The organism is Parabacteroides sp. KHUB-02, assembly GCF_056640955.1.
The window spans coordinates 2,821,793-2,840,299 of the sequence record NZ_JBWQEV010000001.1; the positions used below are offsets into that span (position 1 = coordinate 2,821,793).

Here is an 18,507-nt window from a genome sequence, read left to right on the forward strand (position 1 = left end):
GGCTGGCTATTGATTAGTAGGTTTGCTTCGTTTTTTCCACTAAAAAGAAAAAGGGAGTCCACCTTGATAGGTGAACTCCCCCATTTCTCAAGCAAATAATGAAAATTACTTCTTATAAGTCTTATAACCATAAACAGCCAAGGAACCCAATTCCTCCTCGATACGAAGCAACTGGTTGTATTTCGCCATACGATCGGAACGGCTTAAGGAGCCGGTCTTGATTTGTCCGCTGTTGGTAGCTACGGCGATATCGGCGATCGTAGCATCCTCTGTCTCACCGGAACGGTGGGAAGTCACGGATGTGTAGCCATTACGGTGGGCCATCTCGATAGCGTCTAATGTCTCGCTCAATGTACCGATCTGATTTACCTTGATCAAGATGGAGTTCGCACAACCCTTCTCAATACCTTTCTTCAAGAACTCTACGTTTGTAACGAACAAGTCATCACCTACCAACTGGCATTTTCCGCCTAGCGTGGAGGTTAGCATTTGCCAACCGGCCCAGTCATTCTCGTCCATACCATCCTCGATAGAATCAATCGGGTATTTGTTCACCAACTCACTCAGATAAGCGACTTGTTGCTGGGCGTTACGCTTAGCGCCTTTCTCACCCTCGAATTTCGTATAATCATACACACCATCGTGATAAAACTCGGAAGCAGCGCAATCCATGGCTATCGTCACATCCTTGCCCGGCTCATATCCAGCGGCTTTGATAGCGGCCATAATAGAATTCAAGGCATCTTCCGTACCATCCAATGCCGGAGCGAAACCGCCCTCATCACCTACAGCCGTGCTCAAGCCACGATCGTGCAATACTTTCTTCAACGCATGGAAAACCTCTGCGCCCATACGAAGCCCCTCACGGAAACTCTTCGCACCTACCGGACGAATCATGAATTCCTGAAAAGCGATCGGAGCGTCGGAGTGAGAACCTCCATTGATAATGTTCATCATAGGAACCGGCAACACGTAGGTATTTGTTCCACCGATATAACGATATAAAGGCAGATCCAGATAATTAGCCGCTGCCTTCGCTACGGCAAGCGATACACCTAACATAGCGTTAGCTCCTAGATTTGATTTTGTCTTTGTACCATCCAAATCCAGCAACTTATGGTCTATCTCTCTTTGATTCAAGGCGCTCATTCCTAAAATGGCGGGAGCGATTACCTTATTTACATTATCCACGGCACGGAGAACGCCTTTGCCACCGTAGCGATTCTTATCGCCATCGCGTAACTCGATAGCCTCGTTCTCACCGGTAGAAGCGCCAGAAGGTACAGCCGCACGACCGAATGCACCGGAAGCCAAATGTACGTCTACTTCTACTGTCGGGTTACCACGTGAATCAAGGATCTCTCTACCTACTACTTTTACAATTTCCATATTACTATATTTGTTTTATTAGTTGTTCAATGATGTCTTACTTTTCTTTTTCACAAATATAACAATAGCCAAGCAAGGAATGTTCCTTATAACTCATCAAATTTATCAATTCGCTAATAAACAAAAAAAGCGATCCGTGTGATACGGATCGCTTTTCTTATATGATTATAAAAAACTTGCTTATTCAGCTGCTTTTTCCTCGCTAGCTGCTTCAGCTGCAGGAGCCTCAGTAACCGCTGCAGTTGATTTTTTACGAGAACGTCTTGTTTTAGGAGCTTTCTTAGCGGCTGTATCCTTCAACATATTTTCGTTATAGTCTACTAACTCAATAAAGCACATAGCTGCGTTGTCACCTAAACGGTTACCAGTCTTGATAATTCTGGTATAACCACCCGGACGATCACCGATCTTCTGAGCAATTTCCTTGAACAACTCTGTTACAGCAAATTTGTCTTGCAAATTGCTAAATACCACACGTCTAGAGTGAGTTGTATCCTCCTTAGACTTCGTGATAAGTGGTTCTACATACTTACGTAGCGCTTTTGCCTTTGCTGTCGTAGTAAAGATTCTCTTATGCTTGATCAAAGAACAAGCCATATTCGAAAGCATTGCGTCACGGTGAGTATTTGTACGACCTAAATGATTGAATTTCTTATTATGTCTCATCGTTTACTTACTCTTTATCTAATTTATATTTTGTGATATCCATACCGAATGAAAGGTTCAAGCTCTCAAGCAGTTCATCAAGTTCAGTGAGCGACTTCTTACCGAAGTTACGGAATTTCAACAAATCATTCTTATTGAACTTAACCAACTCACCTAATGTTTCAACATCTGCGGCCTTTAAGCAATTCAATGCACGAACGGAAAGGTCCATATCAGCCAGCTTGCTCTTAAGCAACTGACGCATATGAAGTACTTCTTCATCGAACTCTTCATTGCCTTCAGTATCCGCTGTCTCGATCGCAATCTTTTCATCTGAGAACAACATGAAATGATGAATCAGAATCTTCGCTGCTTCCTTCAACGCTTCCTTCGGATGAATAGAACCATCTGTGGCTATTTCAAGAACCAACTTCTCGTAGTCCGTCTTCTGTTCAACACGGAAGTTCTCGATTGAATATTTTACGTTACGTATCGGAGTGAAGATAGAGTCGATAGCGATCACATGCATATCTGCGTTCGGGTCTCTGTTCTCATCTGCGGGTACATAACCGCGACCTTTATTAATAGTCAATTCAATCTGGAAACTTGCGGTCGGATCCAAGCGGCAAATAACCAAATCTGGATTCAATATCTCGAATCCAGTCAGTTGCTTACCAATATCACCGGCTTTGAACACTTCCGAACCCGAAACAGTAATACTCACTTTTTCATTCTCGATGTCGTCTACGATATGCTTGAAACGAACTTGCTTCAGATTCAAGATAATGTTTGTTACATCCTCGATAACACCCGGGATTGTACCAAATTCATGGTCAACCCCGTCGATCTTAATGGATGTAATAGCAAAACCTTCAAGTGACGACAGGAGAATACGACGTAAAGCATTACCTATTGTAATACCATAGCCGGGTTCCAACGGACGAAATTCAAACTTTCCGAAGAAATTGTCCGCTTCCAACATTAATACTTTATCGGGTTTTTGAAATGCTAATATCGCCATGGAAATCAATTATTATTTAGAATACAATTCTACGATCAACTGCTCTTTAATGTTTTCAGGAATGTCAGTTCTTTCCGGCAGATGCAGTAATTTTCCGCTCATTGAAGACTGATCCCACTCAATCCAAGGATACTTGCTGTGGTTGAAGCCTGACAATGCGTCGGCAATAACCTCCATGGATTTAGATTTTTCTCTAACACCAATAACCTGACCGGGTTTTACAGAGTAAGAAGGAATGTTTACAACACTTCCGTCTACTGTAATGTGACGATGAGAAACCAACTGACGAGCTGCGGCTCTTGTCGGGGCCATACCCAAACGATAAACCATATTGTCAAGACGGCCTTCTAACAATTGAAGAAGCACCTCACCGGTAATACCTTTAGAGCGTGAAGCTTTTTCGAATAAGTTTCTAAATTGCTTCTCCAATACGCCATAAGTGTATTTTGCTTTTTGCTTCTCACGAAGCTGGATACCGTATTCAGAAGTCTTTCTTTTTCTGGAGTTACCATGTTGTCCAGGAGGATAGTTCTTCTTAGAAAGAACTTTATCCGCACCGAATATTGCCTCACCAAACTTACGGACAATTCTTGTTCTTGGTCCAGTATATCTTGCCATTTTTTTATTTTTTTAAATGTTCTGTTTGAATCTGGAACCGTGCAGCCGCGATTACAGAGAGGATAAGGTCAATATGCAATCTATTCACAATTCCGGATTCAATGTTTAAGAAACTATAATTAATTATACTCTTCTCTTTTTCGGAGGACGACATCCGTTATGAGGAAGCGGTGTAACATCAACGATTTCTGTTACCTCGATACCTGCGCCATGGATCGTTCTGATAGCGGACTCACGACCGTTACCCGGACCCTTAACGAATACTTTCACCTTTCTTAAACCAAGATCATAAGCTACTTTAGCGCAATCCTGTGCTGCCATCTGAGCTGCATAAGGAGTATTCTTCTTAGAGCTTCTGAATCCCATCTTACCAGCGGAAGACCAGCTGATTACTTGTCCTTCGCTATTCGCTAAAGACACAATAATGTTGTTAAAAGAAGAATGAATATGAGCTTGACCGTAAGCGTCAACTTTTACGTTTCTCTTCTTTGCTGCGACTGTTTTCTTTGCCATATTAACTCTTATTATTTAGTAGCTTTTTTCTTATTTGCAACAGTTTTCTTCTTACCCTTACGAGTACGAGCGTTGTTCTTCGTGCTTTGGCCTCTCAAAGGCAAACCAAGGCGATGACGAACTCCTCTGTAGCAACCAATATCCATCAGACGCTTGATGTTCAACTGAACTTCTGAACGAAGGTCACCTTCAACCTTGTACTCAGCGCCAATGACTTCACGAACCTTTGCGGCTTGATCGTCTGTCCAATCCTTAACTTTGATATCACGATCAACCCCAGCCTTATCTAATACGGATTTTGCAGCGCTACGACCAATACCATAGATATAAGTCAAAGCGATTTCTCCTCTTTTATTTTGTGGCAAGTCTACACCAACTATTCTTATAGCCATATTACTTACTTAGATTATTTTGCAAAAATAATAAATTATCCTTGACGTTGTTTATACTTAGGATTTTTCTTGTTAATTACGTATAAGCGACCCTTTCTTCTTACTATCTTGCACTCAGGTGTACGCTTCTTTAAAGATGCTCTTACTTTCATATCGTGTTTAATTTTATTTGTATCTAAAAGCAATTCTACCTTTCGATAGATCATACGGAGACATTTCTACTCTTACCTTATCCCCCGGAAGGATCTTAATGTAATGCATACGCATCTTTCCTGAGATATGAGCGGTAATTTCATGTCCGTTCTCCAATTCTACACGAAACATCGCGTTTGACAATGCTTCTACAATTACTCCATCTTTCTCTATTGCTGATTGTTTAGCCATATAAATCCAATTAAATTGCGTTTTCTCCTAGAACTTCCTCTAAAAACTTAAATGAAGATAAGATCTGGGGACCATCCGGACGTATAGCGATACAATGCTCGAAATGAGCAGAAGGCTTTCTGTCCTTTGTGCGAACCGTCCATCCGTCTTTCTCAAATGCAACGTTCTTGCTTCCCATGTTGATCATCGGCTCGATGCAGATACACATTCCGTTACGCAATAACGGTCCGCATCCACGTCTGCCATAATTAGGCACTTCCGGTTCCTCATGCATTTTCCGACCTATACCATGTCCCACCAGCTCTCTTACGACAGAGTAACCTTGAGACTCGCAATAAGTCTGAATCGCATTACTGATATCACCCAAACGGTGACCTTCAACAGCACATTGGATACCTAAATAAAGTGAATCCTTCGTCGCTTTCAACAATTTCTTCACTTCCGGCGCAACCTCACCTACACAGAAAGTGTAAGCGGAGTCACCGACAAAACCATTCAATATCGTCCCACAATCCACAGAGATCACGTCACCCTCTTTCAAGATCATCTTAGAAGAAGGAATACCATGCACCACCTGATCATTCACTGAGGCACATATTGAATTAGGGAAACCACCATATCCCAAAAAAGCCGGAACAGCACCATTATCTCTAATGAACTCTTCCGCAATCTTATCAAGTTGAAGTGTGGAGACTCCGGGGACAATATGCTTAGCTACCTCGCCAAGTGTCTTACCCACCAGTTGATTAGCCTCACGCATCAACTCAATCTCTTCATCTGTCTTTAAATAGATCATTCTATTAATAAGCGGCAACAGAGCCTGTACGGCCTTTAATTCTTCCTGACTTCAACAAACCGTCATAATGACGCATTAGCAAATGACTTTCAACTTGCTGCAATGTATCCAACACCACACCAACCAAAATCAACAAAGATGTACCACCAAAGAATTGGGAGAACTCCATACTTACACCGGCAATTCTAGCGAAAGCGGGCATGATAGCAACCAACGCAAGGAAAAAAGCACCCGGCAAAGTAATACGGTCCATAATGGTATCCAGATAGTCTTTGGTATTCTTACCCGGTTTCACACCCGGAATAAAACCATTGTTTCTCTTCAAATCATCTGACATCTGGGTCGGATTGATCGTGATAGCCGTATAGAAATACGTAAACAGGATAATCAACACCGCAAACACGAAGTTGTACCAAAATCCCGTATTATCCATGAAAGCAGCCCAAAAACCGCTCTGCTCTCCCGTACTAGAGAAACCTACAATTGAGATAGGAATAAACATGATCGCCTGAGCGAAGATGATAGGCATTACGTTAGCGGCATTCACCTTCAAAGGGATATACTGACGTGCGCCACCATATTGTTTATTACCGATAATCCTTTTTGCGTATTGCACGGGGACCTTACGAGTACCTTGTACCAATAAAATCGCACCAGCGATAACAAGCAAAAGGAACAGCATCTCAAATAAGAACATAACCAGACCACCGGTTTTCTCACTTGTTCTAGAAACGAATTCTTGGAACAAAGAGTGCGGCAGACGGGCTATAATACCAACTAAAATGATAAATGAAATACCATTTCCAACACCTTTATCTGTAATTCTTTCACCTAGCCATAAGATAAACATACTTCCCGCAGCCAAGATGATCGTAGATGAGATCGTGAACCAAATACCACCCGGTAAAGCAGCGCCGGCAGCCTTAAGCTGAACGCTTAAATTCACCAAGTAAGTAGGACCTTGGAATAACAAGATCGCTATCGTCAAGTAACGAGTCCACTGATTGATTTTTCTACGGCCACTCTCACCCTCTCTCTGCAATTTTTGGAAAGAAGGAACTGCGATGGCTAACAACTGCATAACAATTGAAGCGGAGATATATGGCATGATTCCCAACGCAAAAATAGATGCGTTAGAAAAGGCTCCACCTGAGAACATATCCAACAGTGCAAGCAATCCGCCTCTTGTCTGCTCCTGTAAAGCGGTCAACGCTTTGGGATCGATACCCGGAAGCACTACATACGTACCAAAACGGTATATAGCCACCAATAAAAGAGTGGTGAGGATCCGATTTCTCAGATCCTCAATCTTCCAGATATTCTTGATTGTTTCAACAGCTCTCATGACTTAGAGTTTAACGACTGTTCCACCTGCGGCTTGGATAGCTGCCTCTGCGCTCTTAGAGAAAGCGTGAGCCTCAACCTCTAACTTAGCGGTCAAGCTACCGTTACCAAGAATTTTAACCACTTGAGAAGAAGAGATGAAACCAGCCTCCATCAATTCATTAATACCAATCTTAGTCAATTGCTTAGCCTCTGCCATTTGTTGCAAAGTATCGATATTAATAGCTTTATATTCTACACGGTTAATATTCTTGAAACCGAATTTAGGCAAACGTCTTTGAATAGGCATCTGACCACCTTCGAAACCAATCTTGTTCTTGTAGCCAGATCTAGACTTGGCACCTTTATGACCTCTTGTTGAAGTTCCGCCTAATCCTGAACCCGGACCACGTCCGATTCTTTTTCTGGTCTTGGTAGATCCTTCAGCCGGTTTTAAATTTGATAAATTCATATCGTATAATTTATTTTTTCAACCAATTATTACTTTTCTACAGAAACCAAATGTTTCACTTTCTCAACCATACCTAAGATCGCCGGATTAGCTTCATGCTCTACAATCTGGTTCATCTTTCTCAGCCCTAGTGCGTCAAGCGTTCTCTTTTGGTCTTTCGGGCATTTAATTCTACTTTTAACTTGCTTTACTTTAATAGTCGCCATAAACTTATCCTCCCTAATTAACCTCTAAATACTTTTTCAACAGCAACACCTCTGTTCTGAGCAACATCGAACGGGCTTCTCAACTCACCTAGCGCAGCGATAGTAGCTTTCACCAAGTTATGAGGGTTGGAAGAACCTTTAGATTTTGCCAAAACGTCTGTAATACCTACGCTCTCCAATACGGCACGCATAGCACCACCAGCCTTAACACCGGTACCGTGAGATGCCGGTCTAATCAGCACTTGAGCACCACCGAATTTAGCTAATTGTTCGTGAGGGATCGTACCTTTGTGTACCGGAACCTTGATCAAGTTCTTCTTAGCTGCTTCTACACCTTTAGCGATAGCTGTCGTTACCTCACCGGCTTTACCTAATCCCCAGCCAACGATACCATCCTCGTTTCCTACTACAACGATAGCAGCAAAACTGAATGTACGTCCACCTTTTGTAACCTTAGTTACACGGTTGATTGCAACCAGTCTGTCCTTCAACTCTAAGTCGTTGGTCGATTTAACTCTATTATTTGCCATCTTCATTAAAATTTAAGGCCGCCGTTACGTGCAGCATCTGCTAATTCTTTAATTCTCCCGTGATACAGGTAACCATTACGGTCGAAAACCACTGTCTGAACGCCAGCTTCCTGAGCGCCTTTAGCGATTAATTCACCAACCTTAGCAGCGATCTCCTTTTTCGGAGCCTTAACATCTAATTTCAAAGATGAAGCAGCGGCTAAAGTCTTGCCTGTAGTATCATCTATCACCTGTGCGTAGATTTGCTTGTTGCTTCTAAACACAGTCAGGCGCGGACGCTCAGTAGTTCCTGAGATTTTGCCGCGTACGCCTGCTTTTATTTTTAATCTTCTTTCTAGCTTCGTTGTCATGATAATTTCAGTTTACGTAGATTACTTACCTGCTGACTTACCAGACTTTCTACGAATCTCTTCACCCACGAACTTAATACCCTTACCTTTATACGGTTCAGGCATTCTGAATGAACGGATCTTCGCGCAAATCTGACCTAATAATTGTTTGTCAGCCGATTCAAGGATAATAAGAGGGTTCTTATTTCTCTCAGACTTCGTCTCAACTTTCACTTCCTTCGGCAACTGCAAATAGATATTGTGAGTATAACCTAAAGAAAGATCCAATAACTGACCTGTATTTGAAACACGGTAACCAACACCTACTAACTCAAGCTCCTTCTTATATCCCTCTGAGCAGCCAACAACCATGTTGTTGATCAAAGAGCGATACAAACCGTGTAACGCACGATGATTCTTATCATCAGTAGGTCTTGTTAAATGGATAACTCCGTCTTCCAAAGTAACGTTAATATCAGGATTCACTTCCTGTACAAGTTCACCTTTAGGGCCTTTAACTGTTACTACATTATCCTTAATTGTAACTGTAACACCAGCCGGTACATGAATTGGTAATTTTCCTATTCTTGACATTCTTCTTCCCTCCTAATTAATAAACGTAACATAATACCTCGCCACCGATCTTCAGATCGCGGGCCTCTTTGTCAGTCATCACACCTTTAGAAGTAGAAAGAACAGCAATACCTAAACCATTCAATACTCTCGGCATTTCTTTGTAACCAGTGTACTTACGCAAACCGGGCGTAGAAACTCTCTCAAGTTTCTTAATCGCATTAACTTTGTTTACTAGGTCATACTTCAAGGCGATCTTGATCGTACCTTGAGGACCATCCTCTACAAACTTAAAATTAAGAATGTAGCCCTTGTCGAAAAGGATCTTAGTGATCTCTTTCTTTAAATTTGACGCCGGCACCTCAACAACTCTGTGCTTCGCTTTGATTGCGTTACGCAATCTTGTCAAATAATCTGCAATAGGATCTGTCATATAAATAATTAATTAAATTGATCCGGCCACCCGGACAATATTTAAACTAAAAAAACTCTTACCAACTTGCTTTCTTTACACCCGGGATTAAACCATTAGATGCCATTTCACGCAATTGGATACGAGAAATACCGAACTGGCGTACATACCCTTTCGGACGTCCTGTAATCTTGCAACGGTTGTGCAAACGTACAGGAGAAGCATTTTTAGGTAAAGCCTGCAAAGCCTCATAGTTACCTTCTGCCTTAAGCTGAGCTCTTTTAGCGGCATACTTAGCAACAAGCTTTGCTCTTTTAACCTCACGGGCCTTCATTGATTCCTTAGCCATAACTACTTAGTCTTTTTTTCCGTTTTTAAAAGGCAATCCAAATTCTCTCAAAAGAGCATAACCTTCTTCGTCTGTTTTCGCAGAGGTCACAAAGGTAATATTCATTCCCAATATTTTGGTAATATTATCGATATTTATTTCAGGAAAAATGATTTGTTCCTGAATACCGAGTGTATAATTGCCTCTTCCGTCTAACTTACTCTCAATTCCCTTGAAGTCGCGGATACGAGGAAGAGCGACACGAACAAGTCTCTCCAAGAACTCGTACATCTGCTCACGACGTAATGTCACCATCACACCGATCGGCATCTTCTTACGCAACTTAAAGTTAGAGATATCCTTTTTAGATACGGTAGCGACAGCTTTTTGACCGGTGATCGTAGACAACTCGCTGATAGCGATATCGATGATCTTCTTGTCAGCCGTAGCCATACCTAATCCCTGATTAATCACGATTTTCTTCAAAACAGGTACCTGCATCACGGATTTGTAACCGAACTCCTTCGTTAAGGCAGGAACAATTCTGTCTTGGTATTCTTTCTTAAGACTGGCAGTATTGCTCATTACTTAATTTCCTCCCCTGATTTTTTAGAATAACGCACTAAAGCACCCTTCTCATTCAACTTACGGCCGATACGTGTAGCTTTACCAGATTTCGGGTCAACCACGTTAAGGTTAGAAAGATGAATAGGAGCTTCCTTCTTTTCGATTCCTCCTTGAGGATTCTTCGCATTAGGCTTGGTATGCTTTGATACCACATTAATACCTTCGACAATCGCACGATTATCTTTTACAAGTACCTGTAAAACACGACCTGTCTTACCTTTGTCCTCGCCGGCATTAACAAATACTATATCGCCTTTTTTGATATGTAATTTACTCATTACTTTAAATTTTACGAGATTAAAGCACTTCAGGTGCAAGTGATACAATTTTCATGTTTGTTGCACGAAGCTCTCTGGCAACCGGACCGAAGATACGGCTACCACGGATATCGCCACCGGCATTCAATAATACGCAAGCGTTATCATCGAAACGGATATAAGAACCATCCGGACGGCGGATCTCTTTCTTAGTACGAACGATGATAGCCTTAGAAACAGCACCCTTCTTAACGTCGCTAGCTGGGATTACGCTTTTGATTGCTACTACGATCACATCACCTACAGTGGCATAACGCTTTCTCGTACCGCCCAAAACACGGATACACAAAGCTTCCTTAGCTCCACTGTTATCTGCTACTACTAGTCTTGATTCTTGTTGTATCATCTTACTTAGCCCTTTCGATTATTTGAACTAATCTCCATCTTTTAGTCTTGCTCAAAGGACGAGTCTCCATAATCTTTACGGTATCGCCAATGTTGCATTCGTTATTTTCGTCGTGAGCATGATATTTCTTCGTCTTATTAACGAACTTTCCATAAATGGGGTGTTTTTCCTTCCATTTAATGGCAACCGTGATGCTTTTATCCATCTTGTTGCTCGTTACCACGCCCGTTCTTTCTTTTCTTAAATTTCTAGTTTCCATCAGGCTCAATTATTTGTTGTTAAGTTCTCTCTGGCGCAATTCTGTTTTCATGCGCGCAATCAATCTGCGTTGCTGTTTAATCTGAGAAGGATTATCCATAGGCGAGATGCTATGGTTAATCTTCTTCTGATCATAGGCCGCAACCTCTGCATCTACTCTCTCTAGCAACTCTTTCGTGCTTAGTTCTCTAATTTCTGCAATCTTCATAACAATTACGCATTTTGATTTTGCATGTCATAATCACGTCTCACAACAAACTTGGTTGTAACCGGAAGTTTTTGTGCGGCAAGGCGCAACGCTTCCTTAGCGATATCAAAGGGAACACCTTCGATCTCGAAAATCAGACGACCCGGAGTAACAGGCGCAACAAATCCCTCGGGATTACCTTTACCTTTACCCATACGAACCTCTGCAGGCTTCTTCGTGATTGGCTTATCCGGGAAGATACGAACCCAAACCTGACCCTGACGTTGCATATAACGTGTAACGGCGATACGGGCAGCCTCGATCTGACGACCGGTAATCCATTTATTCTCTAATGACTTTATTCCAAAAGAACCGAAGGCCAGCTGGTTGCCACGTTGAGCTTCGCCCTTCATGCGACCTTTCTGCTGTCTTCTGAACTTGGTTTTCTTTGGTTGTAACATCTCTACTTAAATTCTAACGTTTAACGATTAGCTCTTTTTCTCTTGAAGTTCTTGTCTCTGTTGCCACCGGCATTGTCGTTTCTACGGCCTGTCTCCTTGGCAGCAGTGAAAGAAGGAGCAAGATCGCGCTTGCCATAAACCTCACCACGGCAGATCCAAACCTTAACACCCAGCAAACCAACTTTTGTCAAGGCCTCAGCCAAAGCATAGTCGATATCTGCTCTAAGAGTGTGCAACGGAGTTCTTCCTTCCTTATACATTTCCGAACGAGCCATTTCAGCACCATTCAAACGACCAGAGATTTGAATCTTTATACCCTCGGCGCCCATTCTCATGGTAGAGGCGATAGCCATCTTTACCGCGCGACGATATGCGATTTTACCTTCAAGCTGACGTGCGATGTTGTTTGCTACGATAACAGCGTCCAATTCAGGTCTCTTCACCTCGAAGATGTTGATCTGCACTTCTTTATCAGTGATCTTCTTCAACTCTTCCTTCAACTTATCAACTTCCTGACCACCTTTACCGATGATGATACCCGGACGCGACGTACAAACAGTGATCGTGATCAACTTAAGCGTACGTTCAATAACGATACGAGATACACTAGCTTTTGCAAGACGGGCATTCAAATATTTACGGATTTTGCTATCTTCCAGCAAAGTATCCCCGTAATTCTTACCGCCATACCAATTGGAATCCCAACCACGGATAATTCCTAAACGATTACTAATCGGATTAACCTTTTGTCCCATCTACAAATTAATTTTGACTATCGTTTTTACTAAGTGTATCAACAAACAGAGTTACGTGGTTCGAGCGTTTACGAATTCTGTAACCTCTTCCTTGAGGAGCCGGACGCATTCTCTTCAACGTAGTAGCGCAATCAACGCTGATTGAAGATACGCATAACTCTCCTGCTTCTGCTTTACGTTCATTTTTCTGTTCCCAGTTTGCGATTGCTGAACGAAGCAATTTTTCTACTCTTGCTGCAGCTTCCTTGTTAGAAAACTTCAAAACACCAAGCGCACGGAATACTTCCATACCGCGAATCATGTCTGCTACCAAACGCATCTTACGAGGAGAGGTAGGAACATTGTTCAACTTCGCGAAATACATGGTCTTTTGGGCTTCTTTTCTTGCTTCAGCTGATATTCTTTTTCTAGCACCCATTTTATTCGATTCTTTTTATTTTCAGATTCCTGAATTCCTGTTACTACCGATATTATTTCTTCTTGTTACCGGCGTGACCGCGGAAAGTACGTGTCGGTGAGAACTCTCCCAACTTGTGACCTACCATATTCTCGGTTACGAAAACAGGAATAAATTTATTTCCATTATGAACTGCAATAGTATGGCCTACGAAATCAGGCGAAATCATTGAAGCTCTTGCCCATGTCTTAACTACGGCTTTCTTTCCTGACTCATTCATTGCCAGAACTTTCTTCTCAAGCTTTACATTAATATACGGGCCTTTTTTTAGCGAACGACTCATAGTTTACTTAATTAATCAGATTATTTCTTTCTTCTTTCAATAATATACTTTGAAGAATGCTTCTTAGGAGCTCTAGTCTTCAAGCCCTTAGCATATAAGCCATTACGGGATCTAGGATGACCTCCGGAAGAACGACCTTCACCACCACCCATTGGGTGATCAACCGGGTTCATAACAACACCACGGTTACGAGGACGACGACCTAACCATCTAGAGCGACCGGCCTTACCTGATTTTTCAAGAGCATGGTCTGAGTTGCCAACTGCGCCAATTGTAGCCTTACAAGCCGCAAGAATCTTTCTAGTTTCACCAGAAGGCATCTTAATAATCGCATAAGCGCCTTCCTTTGAAGTCAGCTGAGCGAATGCACCTGCGGAACGTACCATTTTGGCACCCTGTCCAGGACGAAGCTCAATATTGTGAATAATAGTACCAACGGGAATATTTGCCATAGGCAAAGTATTACCTACCTCAGGAGCGGCGTCGCTACCTGAAACCACTGTTTGGCCAACTTCCAATCCGTTCGGAGCGATGATATAGCTCTTTGCTCCGTCAGCGTAATACAACAAAGCGATACGAGATGAACGGTTAGGATCATACTCGATAGACTTTACTGTCGCAGGAATGCCATCTTTGTTTCTCTTGAAATCGATAATTCTGTACTTTTGTTTGTGACCGCCACCGATATAACGCATTGTCATCTTACCAGTGTTGTTACGTCCACCTGTACTCTTCTTACCTACTACAAGAGACTTCTCTGGTGTACTTGCAGTGATTTTATCAAATGCACCAATAACTTTGTGTCTCTGCCCCGGTGTCGTGGGCTTTAATTTACGTATTCCCATTTCTCTTTTTAGATATTACTAAAGAAATCAATTGTTTCTCCTTCTTTCAACGTTACGATCGCTTTCTTGAAAGCAGCTTGCTTGCCGTTGATGATACCTGATTTTGTATAACGGCTTTTACGCTTTCCAGAGTAGTTGATGGTGTTAACATCAACTACTGTAACACTGTACATGTCCTCTACAGCTTTCTTTATCTCCAATTTGTTGGCATCAGGAGAAACACGAAAACCATAGCGATTCGGAAATTTCTCTGTGATCGCTGTTTGTTTCTCAGTTACTATAGGCTTAATAATAATTCCCATTATTCTACTCCTTATGCTTTAAAATTTTGTTCAACAACAGCGACTGAACTTTCCGTTAAAACCAAATTAACAGCGTTTAACACAGCGTATGTATTTAGTTCAGAAGCAGTTATTACACTTGCCTTCTCTAAATTTCGAGCGGACAAATATACTAAATTATTCTTCTCCGGTAAAACCATAAGTAACTTTTTATCAGCCACTTTCAAGTTTTTAGCAATTGTTATAAATTCTTTAGTCTTAGGAGCTTCCATTGTGAAATCCTCTACGACAACAATCGCATTGTTCTTTGCCTTGTAGCTCAATGCTGACTTACGAGCCAAAGATTTTACTTTCTTGTTCAGCTTGAACTCATAATCACGAGGCTTCGGACCGAATACACGGCCACCACCAACCAACACCGGAGAGTTGATATCACCACGACGTGCGCCACCACCACCTTTCTGACGGATCAGCTTACGTGTACTACCAGATACTTCGCTTCTCTCTTTAGACTTATGCGTTCCCTGACGTTGATTTGCCAAATACTGCTTTACGTCCAAGTAAATAGCATGATCGTTGGGTTCAATGCCGAAGATCGCATCGTTCAAAGTTACCTTTCTTCCGGTATCTTCACCTTTAATATTAAATACGCTCAGTTCCATTACTTTTCAATTAATAAGATTGAACCTTTTGCTCCTGGAACAGATCCCTTTACCAATAAAAGGTTGTGTTCCGGCATTACCTTGATCACTTGAAGATTCTGAACGGTTACACGTTCGTTACCCATCTGGCCGCCCATTCGCATGCCCTTAAATACCTTTGCGGGGTAAGAACAAGCACCGATAGAACCCGGCTTACGAGCACGGTTATGCTGACCGTGAGTAGTCTGACCTACACCACCAAAACCATGACGTTTTACTACACCTTGGAAACCTTTACCCTTTGATGTACCCACTACATCCACGAAACCTGCGTCTTCCAAGAAGTCTACAGTGATCACGTCACCCAACTTGTACTCAGTTTCGAAATTCTTGAACTCGGCCAAGTGTCTTTGAGGTGCTACACCGGCTTTCTTGAAGTGACCCATCTCAGGCTGTGTCGTGTGCTTCTCTTTCTTCTCTTGGAAACCCAACTGTACAGCTTCATAGCCATCTTTCTCCAAAGTCTTGATCTGTGTAACCACACAAGGACCCACTTCGATAACAGTGCATGGAAGATTTTTTCCCTCGGCACTGAAAACGGATGTCATTCCGATTTTTTTTCCTAATAATCCTGGCATTTCACTAATTGTTAAAAACTTACACTTTAATTTCTACTTCTACACCGCTAGGTAATTCTAGCTTCATCAAAGCGTCAACTGTCTTCGCAGTTGAGCTATAGATATCGATTAATCTCTTATAAGAAGAGAGTTCGAACTGCTCACGAGATTTCTTGTTAACGAAAGTAGAGCGGTTCACTGTAAAGATACGTTTGTGCGTAGGAAGAGGTATAGGACCGCTAACGATAGCACCTGTAGCCTTTACCGTCTTTACGATCTTCTCGGCAGACTTGTCTACCAGAGAATAATCGTAAGACTTCAATTTAATTCTGATCTTTTGGCTCATATTTATTATATGTTTCTAAATATTATTTGATCAAATCAACGCGACCTTGCACCTCTGTCAATACTTGCTTAGCGATAGAAGAGGATACTTGAGCGTAGTGTGAGAACTGCATTGAAGATGTAGCACGACCTGAAGTAATCGTACGCAAAGCTGTCACATAACCGAATGTCTCAGCCAATGGAACCTTAGCCTTCACGATACGAGCTCCCGTACGGCTAGTCTCCATACCCTCAACTTGTCCACGACGCTTGTTCAAGTCACCGATAACGTCACCCATGCTCTCTTCTGGAGTAACAACCTCCATCTGCATGATCGGCTCCATCAATACAGGACCTGCCTTAGCGGAAGCGTTCTTGAACGCTTGGATAGCAGCGATCTCGAAAGACAACTGGTCTGAGTCTACCGGGTGGAAAGAACCATCGATCAAAGTCACTTTCAACTTGTCAAGCGGATAACCAGCCAACACACCGTTCTTCATAGCCTTCTCGAAACCTTTCTGTACGGACGGGATGAATTCCTTAGGAATGTTACCACCCTTCACCTCATCGATGAATTGCAAAGTACCCTCGAAGCTCTCGTCTGCCGGCTCCATACGAACGATGATATCTGCGAACTTACCACGACCTCCAGATTGCTTTTTGTAAACCTCGCGAAGCTCAACCGGCTGCGTGATAGCCTCCTTATAAGTAACCTGCGGACGGCCTTGGTTACATTCAACCTTGAACTCACGACGCAAACGGTCGATGATGATATCCAAGTGAAGCTCACCCATACCGCTAATAACGGTCTGACCTGTCTCCTCGTTTGTCTGTACGCGGAAAGTAGGATCCTCCTCGGCCAACTTAGCCAAGCCCATACCCAACTTATCCATGTCTTTCTGAGTCTTAGGCTCTACAGCGATACCGATAACCGGTTCCGGGAATTCCATAGACTCCAATGTGATCGGATGGTTTTCGTCGCAAAGCGTATCACCTGTACGGATATCCTTGAAACCAACACCTGCTCCGATATCACCACAACCAATCACCTCCATCGGGTTCTGCTTGTTAGAGTGCATCTGGAACAAACGCGAGATACGCTCTTTCTTTCCGGAACGAGTGTTCAACACATAAGAACCAGCGTTGATAGAACCTGCGTATACACGGAAGAAGCACAAACGACCTACATACGGGTCGGTAGCGATCTTAAATGCCAACGCCGTCAACGGCTCCTCGAACAAAGGTTTACGAGTGATTATTTTATCAGGATCTGAAGGATCCGTACCCTCGATAGCCGGAGTATCTTCAGGAGAAGGCAAAAACGCGCAAACTGCATCCAATAAAGTCTGTACACCTTTGTTCTTGAAAGAAGAACCACAAGTCATCGGGTTGATCTGCATAGCCAACGTACCCTTGCGGATAGCAACCATGATCTCCTCTTCCGTGATCGTAGAAGGATCATCGAAGTATTTCTCCATGATAGCGTCGTCGCACTCAGCCAAAGCCTCAAGCATCTTGTCGCGCCATTCCTCAGCCTCAGCTTGCAAGTCTGCCGGGATCTCCTCTACGCTATACTCGGCACCCATAGTCTCGTCGTGCCAGAAGATAGCCTTCATCTTGATCAAGTCGACAACACCCCTGAAAGTCTCCTCAGCTCCGATAGGGATCTGGATCGGACAAGGATTAGCTCCTAATACGTCCTTCAATTGGCGTACTACCTCATAGTAGTTAGCACCCGAGCGGTCCATCTTGTTAACGTAACCGATACGAGGCACATTATATTTATCAGCCTGACGCCATACAGTCTCAGACTGGGGCTCAACACCACCTACGGCACAGAATGTAGCAACAGCACCATCCAATACACGAAGAGAACGTTCAACCTCAACCGTGAAGTCTACGTGTCCCGGAGTGTCAATCAAGTTGATTTTATAACGGTTGCCCAAATAGTTCCAGAATGTAGTCGTAGCAGCGGAAGTAATCGTGATACCACGCTCCTGCTCCTGCGCCATCCAGTCCATTGTAGCAGTACCATCATGAGTCTCACCGATCTTGTGTGTCAAACCTGTGTAAAACAAGATACGTTCAGAAGTCGTTGTCTTACCAGCGTCAATGTGAGCCATGATACCGATGTTCCTAGTGAACATCAATTGCTTATCGTTGTTTGCCATATTCTT

At 42.7% G+C, this 18,507-nt stretch carries 32 protein-coding genes; all 32 read right to left on the reverse strand.

What is annotated here, in order from left to right; all coding sequences use genetic code 11:
* Window positions 1-105: 105 nt before the first annotated feature.
* The 32 genes from eno to fusA all read right to left on the reverse strand — a co-directional run bounded on the left by eno (window position 106) and on the right by fusA (window position 18,501).
* Complete coding sequence (gene eno / locus ACYIA1_RS12440; protein WP_005854019.1) at window positions 106-1,389, reverse strand: phosphopyruvate hydratase; 1,284 nt, start codon at window positions 1,387-1,389, stop codon at window positions 106-108.
* 180 nt (window positions 1,390-1,569) lie between these two features.
* Window positions 1,570-2,055 (reverse strand): 50S ribosomal protein L17, encoded by a 486-nt coding sequence (gene rplQ / locus ACYIA1_RS12445; RefSeq protein WP_057319302.1) that lies wholly within the window; start codon window positions 2,053-2,055, stop codon window positions 1,570-1,572.
* Window positions 2,056-2,062: 7 nt separating this feature from the next.
* A complete protein-coding gene (locus tag ACYIA1_RS12450; protein WP_005867125.1) occupies window positions 2,063-3,055 on the reverse strand; it encodes a DNA-directed RNA polymerase subunit alpha in 993 nt (330 codons plus the stop codon).
* Window positions 3,056-3,067: 12 nt separating this feature from the next.
* Window positions 3,068-3,673 (reverse strand): 30S ribosomal protein S4, encoded by a 606-nt coding sequence (gene rpsD, locus ACYIA1_RS12455; protein WP_211743559.1) that lies wholly within the window; start codon window positions 3,671-3,673, stop codon window positions 3,068-3,070.
* Window positions 3,674-3,796: 123 nt separating this feature from the next.
* Window positions 3,797-4,186 (reverse strand): 30S ribosomal protein S11, encoded by a 390-nt coding sequence (rpsK, locus tag ACYIA1_RS12460; RefSeq protein ID WP_005634781.1) that lies wholly within the window; start codon window positions 4,184-4,186, stop codon window positions 3,797-3,799.
* An 11-nt stretch (window positions 4,187-4,197) separates the two neighbouring features.
* Window positions 4,198-4,578 (reverse strand): 30S ribosomal protein S13, encoded by a 381-nt coding sequence (gene rpsM / locus ACYIA1_RS12465; protein ID WP_005854010.1) that lies wholly within the window; start codon window positions 4,576-4,578, stop codon window positions 4,198-4,200.
* A 35-nt stretch (window positions 4,579-4,613) separates the two neighbouring features.
* The gene (ykgO, locus tag ACYIA1_RS12470; protein WP_005645768.1) at window positions 4,614-4,730 is read right to left on the reverse strand and encodes a type B 50S ribosomal protein L36; all 117 of its coding nucleotides are present in this window, start codon (window positions 4,728-4,730) and stop codon (window positions 4,614-4,616) included.
* A gap of 13 nt (window positions 4,731-4,743) precedes the next feature.
* Window positions 4,744-4,962 carry a translation initiation factor IF-1 gene (infA, locus tag ACYIA1_RS12475; RefSeq protein WP_005854007.1) on the reverse strand — a complete coding sequence of 73 codons (219 nt, stop codon included), beginning with the start codon at window positions 4,960-4,962 and terminating at the stop codon, window positions 4,744-4,746.
* A gap of 10 nt (window positions 4,963-4,972) precedes the next feature.
* A complete protein-coding gene (gene map, locus ACYIA1_RS12480) occupies window positions 4,973-5,758 on the reverse strand; it encodes a type I methionyl aminopeptidase (protein ID WP_005867121.1) in 786 nt (261 codons plus the stop codon).
* A 4-nt stretch (window positions 5,759-5,762) separates the two neighbouring features.
* Window positions 5,763-7,103, reverse strand: coding sequence for a preprotein translocase subunit SecY (gene secY, locus ACYIA1_RS12485; RefSeq protein WP_005854004.1), 1,341 nt, complete (start codon window positions 7,101-7,103; stop codon window positions 5,763-5,765).
* Between the two features lie 3 nt (window positions 7,104-7,106).
* The gene (gene rplO, locus ACYIA1_RS12490) at window positions 7,107-7,553 is read right to left on the reverse strand and encodes a 50S ribosomal protein L15 (RefSeq protein ID WP_005853999.1); all 447 of its coding nucleotides are present in this window, start codon (window positions 7,551-7,553) and stop codon (window positions 7,107-7,109) included.
* A gap of 29 nt (window positions 7,554-7,582) precedes the next feature.
* The gene (rpmD, locus tag ACYIA1_RS12495) at window positions 7,583-7,759 is read right to left on the reverse strand and encodes a 50S ribosomal protein L30 (protein ID WP_005853996.1); all 177 of its coding nucleotides are present in this window, start codon (window positions 7,757-7,759) and stop codon (window positions 7,583-7,585) included.
* A gap of 17 nt (window positions 7,760-7,776) precedes the next feature.
* The gene (gene rpsE / locus ACYIA1_RS12500) at window positions 7,777-8,295 is read right to left on the reverse strand and encodes a 30S ribosomal protein S5 (protein WP_008773758.1); all 519 of its coding nucleotides are present in this window, start codon (window positions 8,293-8,295) and stop codon (window positions 7,777-7,779) included.
* Window positions 8,295-8,639 (reverse strand): 50S ribosomal protein L18, encoded by a 345-nt coding sequence (rplR, locus tag ACYIA1_RS12505; RefSeq protein WP_005853992.1) that lies wholly within the window; start codon window positions 8,637-8,639, stop codon window positions 8,295-8,297. The genes rpsE and rplR overlap by 1 nt, the downstream gene beginning before the upstream one ends.
* A gap of 21 nt (window positions 8,640-8,660) precedes the next feature.
* The gene (gene rplF, locus ACYIA1_RS12510) at window positions 8,661-9,212 is read right to left on the reverse strand and encodes a 50S ribosomal protein L6 (protein WP_005853990.1); all 552 of its coding nucleotides are present in this window, start codon (window positions 9,210-9,212) and stop codon (window positions 8,661-8,663) included.
* A 16-nt stretch (window positions 9,213-9,228) separates the two neighbouring features.
* Window positions 9,229-9,624, reverse strand: a complete 396-nt coding sequence (gene rpsH / locus ACYIA1_RS12515) for a 30S ribosomal protein S8 (protein ID WP_005634758.1) — start codon at window positions 9,622-9,624, stop codon at window positions 9,229-9,231.
* A gap of 58 nt (window positions 9,625-9,682) precedes the next feature.
* Entirely contained in the window at window positions 9,683-9,952 is a 270-nt protein-coding gene (gene rpsN / locus ACYIA1_RS12520) for a 30S ribosomal protein S14 (protein WP_005853988.1), read from the reverse strand.
* 6 nt (window positions 9,953-9,958) lie between these two features.
* Window positions 9,959-10,516, reverse strand: coding sequence for a 50S ribosomal protein L5 (rplE, locus tag ACYIA1_RS12525; protein ID WP_005853986.1), 558 nt, complete (start codon window positions 10,514-10,516; stop codon window positions 9,959-9,961).
* A complete protein-coding gene (rplX, locus tag ACYIA1_RS12530; RefSeq protein ID WP_005853984.1) occupies window positions 10,516-10,836 on the reverse strand; it encodes a 50S ribosomal protein L24 in 321 nt (106 codons plus the stop codon). Before rplX ends, rplE begins: the two co-directional genes overlap by 1 nt.
* Window positions 10,837-10,855: 19 nt before the next feature.
* Window positions 10,856-11,221: a 50S ribosomal protein L14 gene (rplN, locus tag ACYIA1_RS12535; protein ID WP_005853982.1), complete on the reverse strand. Its 366-nt coding sequence runs from the start codon at window positions 11,219-11,221 to the stop codon at window positions 10,856-10,858.
* Window position 11,222: 1 nt separating this feature from the next.
* Complete coding sequence (rpsQ, locus tag ACYIA1_RS12540) at window positions 11,223-11,480, reverse strand: 30S ribosomal protein S17 (protein WP_005853980.1); 258 nt, start codon at window positions 11,478-11,480, stop codon at window positions 11,223-11,225.
* 9 nt (window positions 11,481-11,489) lie between these two features.
* The gene (rpmC, locus tag ACYIA1_RS12545) at window positions 11,490-11,687 is read right to left on the reverse strand and encodes a 50S ribosomal protein L29 (protein WP_005853979.1); all 198 of its coding nucleotides are present in this window, start codon (window positions 11,685-11,687) and stop codon (window positions 11,490-11,492) included.
* A 5-nt stretch (window positions 11,688-11,692) separates the two neighbouring features.
* A complete protein-coding gene (rplP, locus tag ACYIA1_RS12550) occupies window positions 11,693-12,127 on the reverse strand; it encodes a 50S ribosomal protein L16 (protein ID WP_005853976.1) in 435 nt (144 codons plus the stop codon).
* 20 nt (window positions 12,128-12,147) lie between these two features.
* Complete coding sequence (gene rpsC / locus ACYIA1_RS12555; protein WP_005853974.1) at window positions 12,148-12,882, reverse strand: 30S ribosomal protein S3; 735 nt, start codon at window positions 12,880-12,882, stop codon at window positions 12,148-12,150.
* 7 nt (window positions 12,883-12,889) lie between these two features.
* Window positions 12,890-13,300: a 50S ribosomal protein L22 gene (gene rplV, locus ACYIA1_RS12560; protein ID WP_005853972.1), complete on the reverse strand. Its 411-nt coding sequence runs from the start codon at window positions 13,298-13,300 to the stop codon at window positions 12,890-12,892.
* Window positions 13,301-13,352: 52 nt separating this feature from the next.
* Window positions 13,353-13,622, reverse strand: a complete 270-nt coding sequence (gene rpsS, locus ACYIA1_RS12565) for a 30S ribosomal protein S19 (RefSeq protein WP_005634738.1) — start codon at window positions 13,620-13,622, stop codon at window positions 13,353-13,355.
* A 20-nt stretch (window positions 13,623-13,642) separates the two neighbouring features.
* Complete coding sequence (gene rplB / locus ACYIA1_RS12570; protein ID WP_005853970.1) at window positions 13,643-14,467, reverse strand: 50S ribosomal protein L2; 825 nt, start codon at window positions 14,465-14,467, stop codon at window positions 13,643-13,645.
* Between the two features lie 8 nt (window positions 14,468-14,475).
* Window positions 14,476-14,769 (reverse strand): 50S ribosomal protein L23, encoded by a 294-nt coding sequence (gene rplW, locus ACYIA1_RS12575; protein WP_005853968.1) that lies wholly within the window; start codon window positions 14,767-14,769, stop codon window positions 14,476-14,478.
* Between the two features lie 11 nt (window positions 14,770-14,780).
* Window positions 14,781-15,410 carry a 50S ribosomal protein L4 gene (gene rplD, locus ACYIA1_RS12580; protein WP_005853966.1) on the reverse strand — a complete coding sequence of 210 codons (630 nt, stop codon included), beginning with the start codon at window positions 15,408-15,410 and terminating at the stop codon, window positions 14,781-14,783.
* Complete coding sequence (rplC, locus tag ACYIA1_RS12585; protein ID WP_005853963.1) at window positions 15,410-16,027, reverse strand: 50S ribosomal protein L3; 618 nt, start codon at window positions 16,025-16,027, stop codon at window positions 15,410-15,412. The genes rplD and rplC overlap by 1 nt, the downstream gene beginning before the upstream one ends.
* Before the next feature lie 19 nt (window positions 16,028-16,046).
* Window positions 16,047-16,352 carry a 30S ribosomal protein S10 gene (rpsJ, locus tag ACYIA1_RS12590; protein WP_005853961.1) on the reverse strand — a complete coding sequence of 102 codons (306 nt, stop codon included), beginning with the start codon at window positions 16,350-16,352 and terminating at the stop codon, window positions 16,047-16,049.
* A gap of 22 nt (window positions 16,353-16,374) precedes the next feature.
* Entirely contained in the window at window positions 16,375-18,501 is a 2,127-nt protein-coding gene (gene fusA / locus ACYIA1_RS12595) for an elongation factor G (protein WP_009017971.1), read from the reverse strand.
* Between the last annotated feature and the right edge of the window lie 6 nt (window positions 18,502-18,507).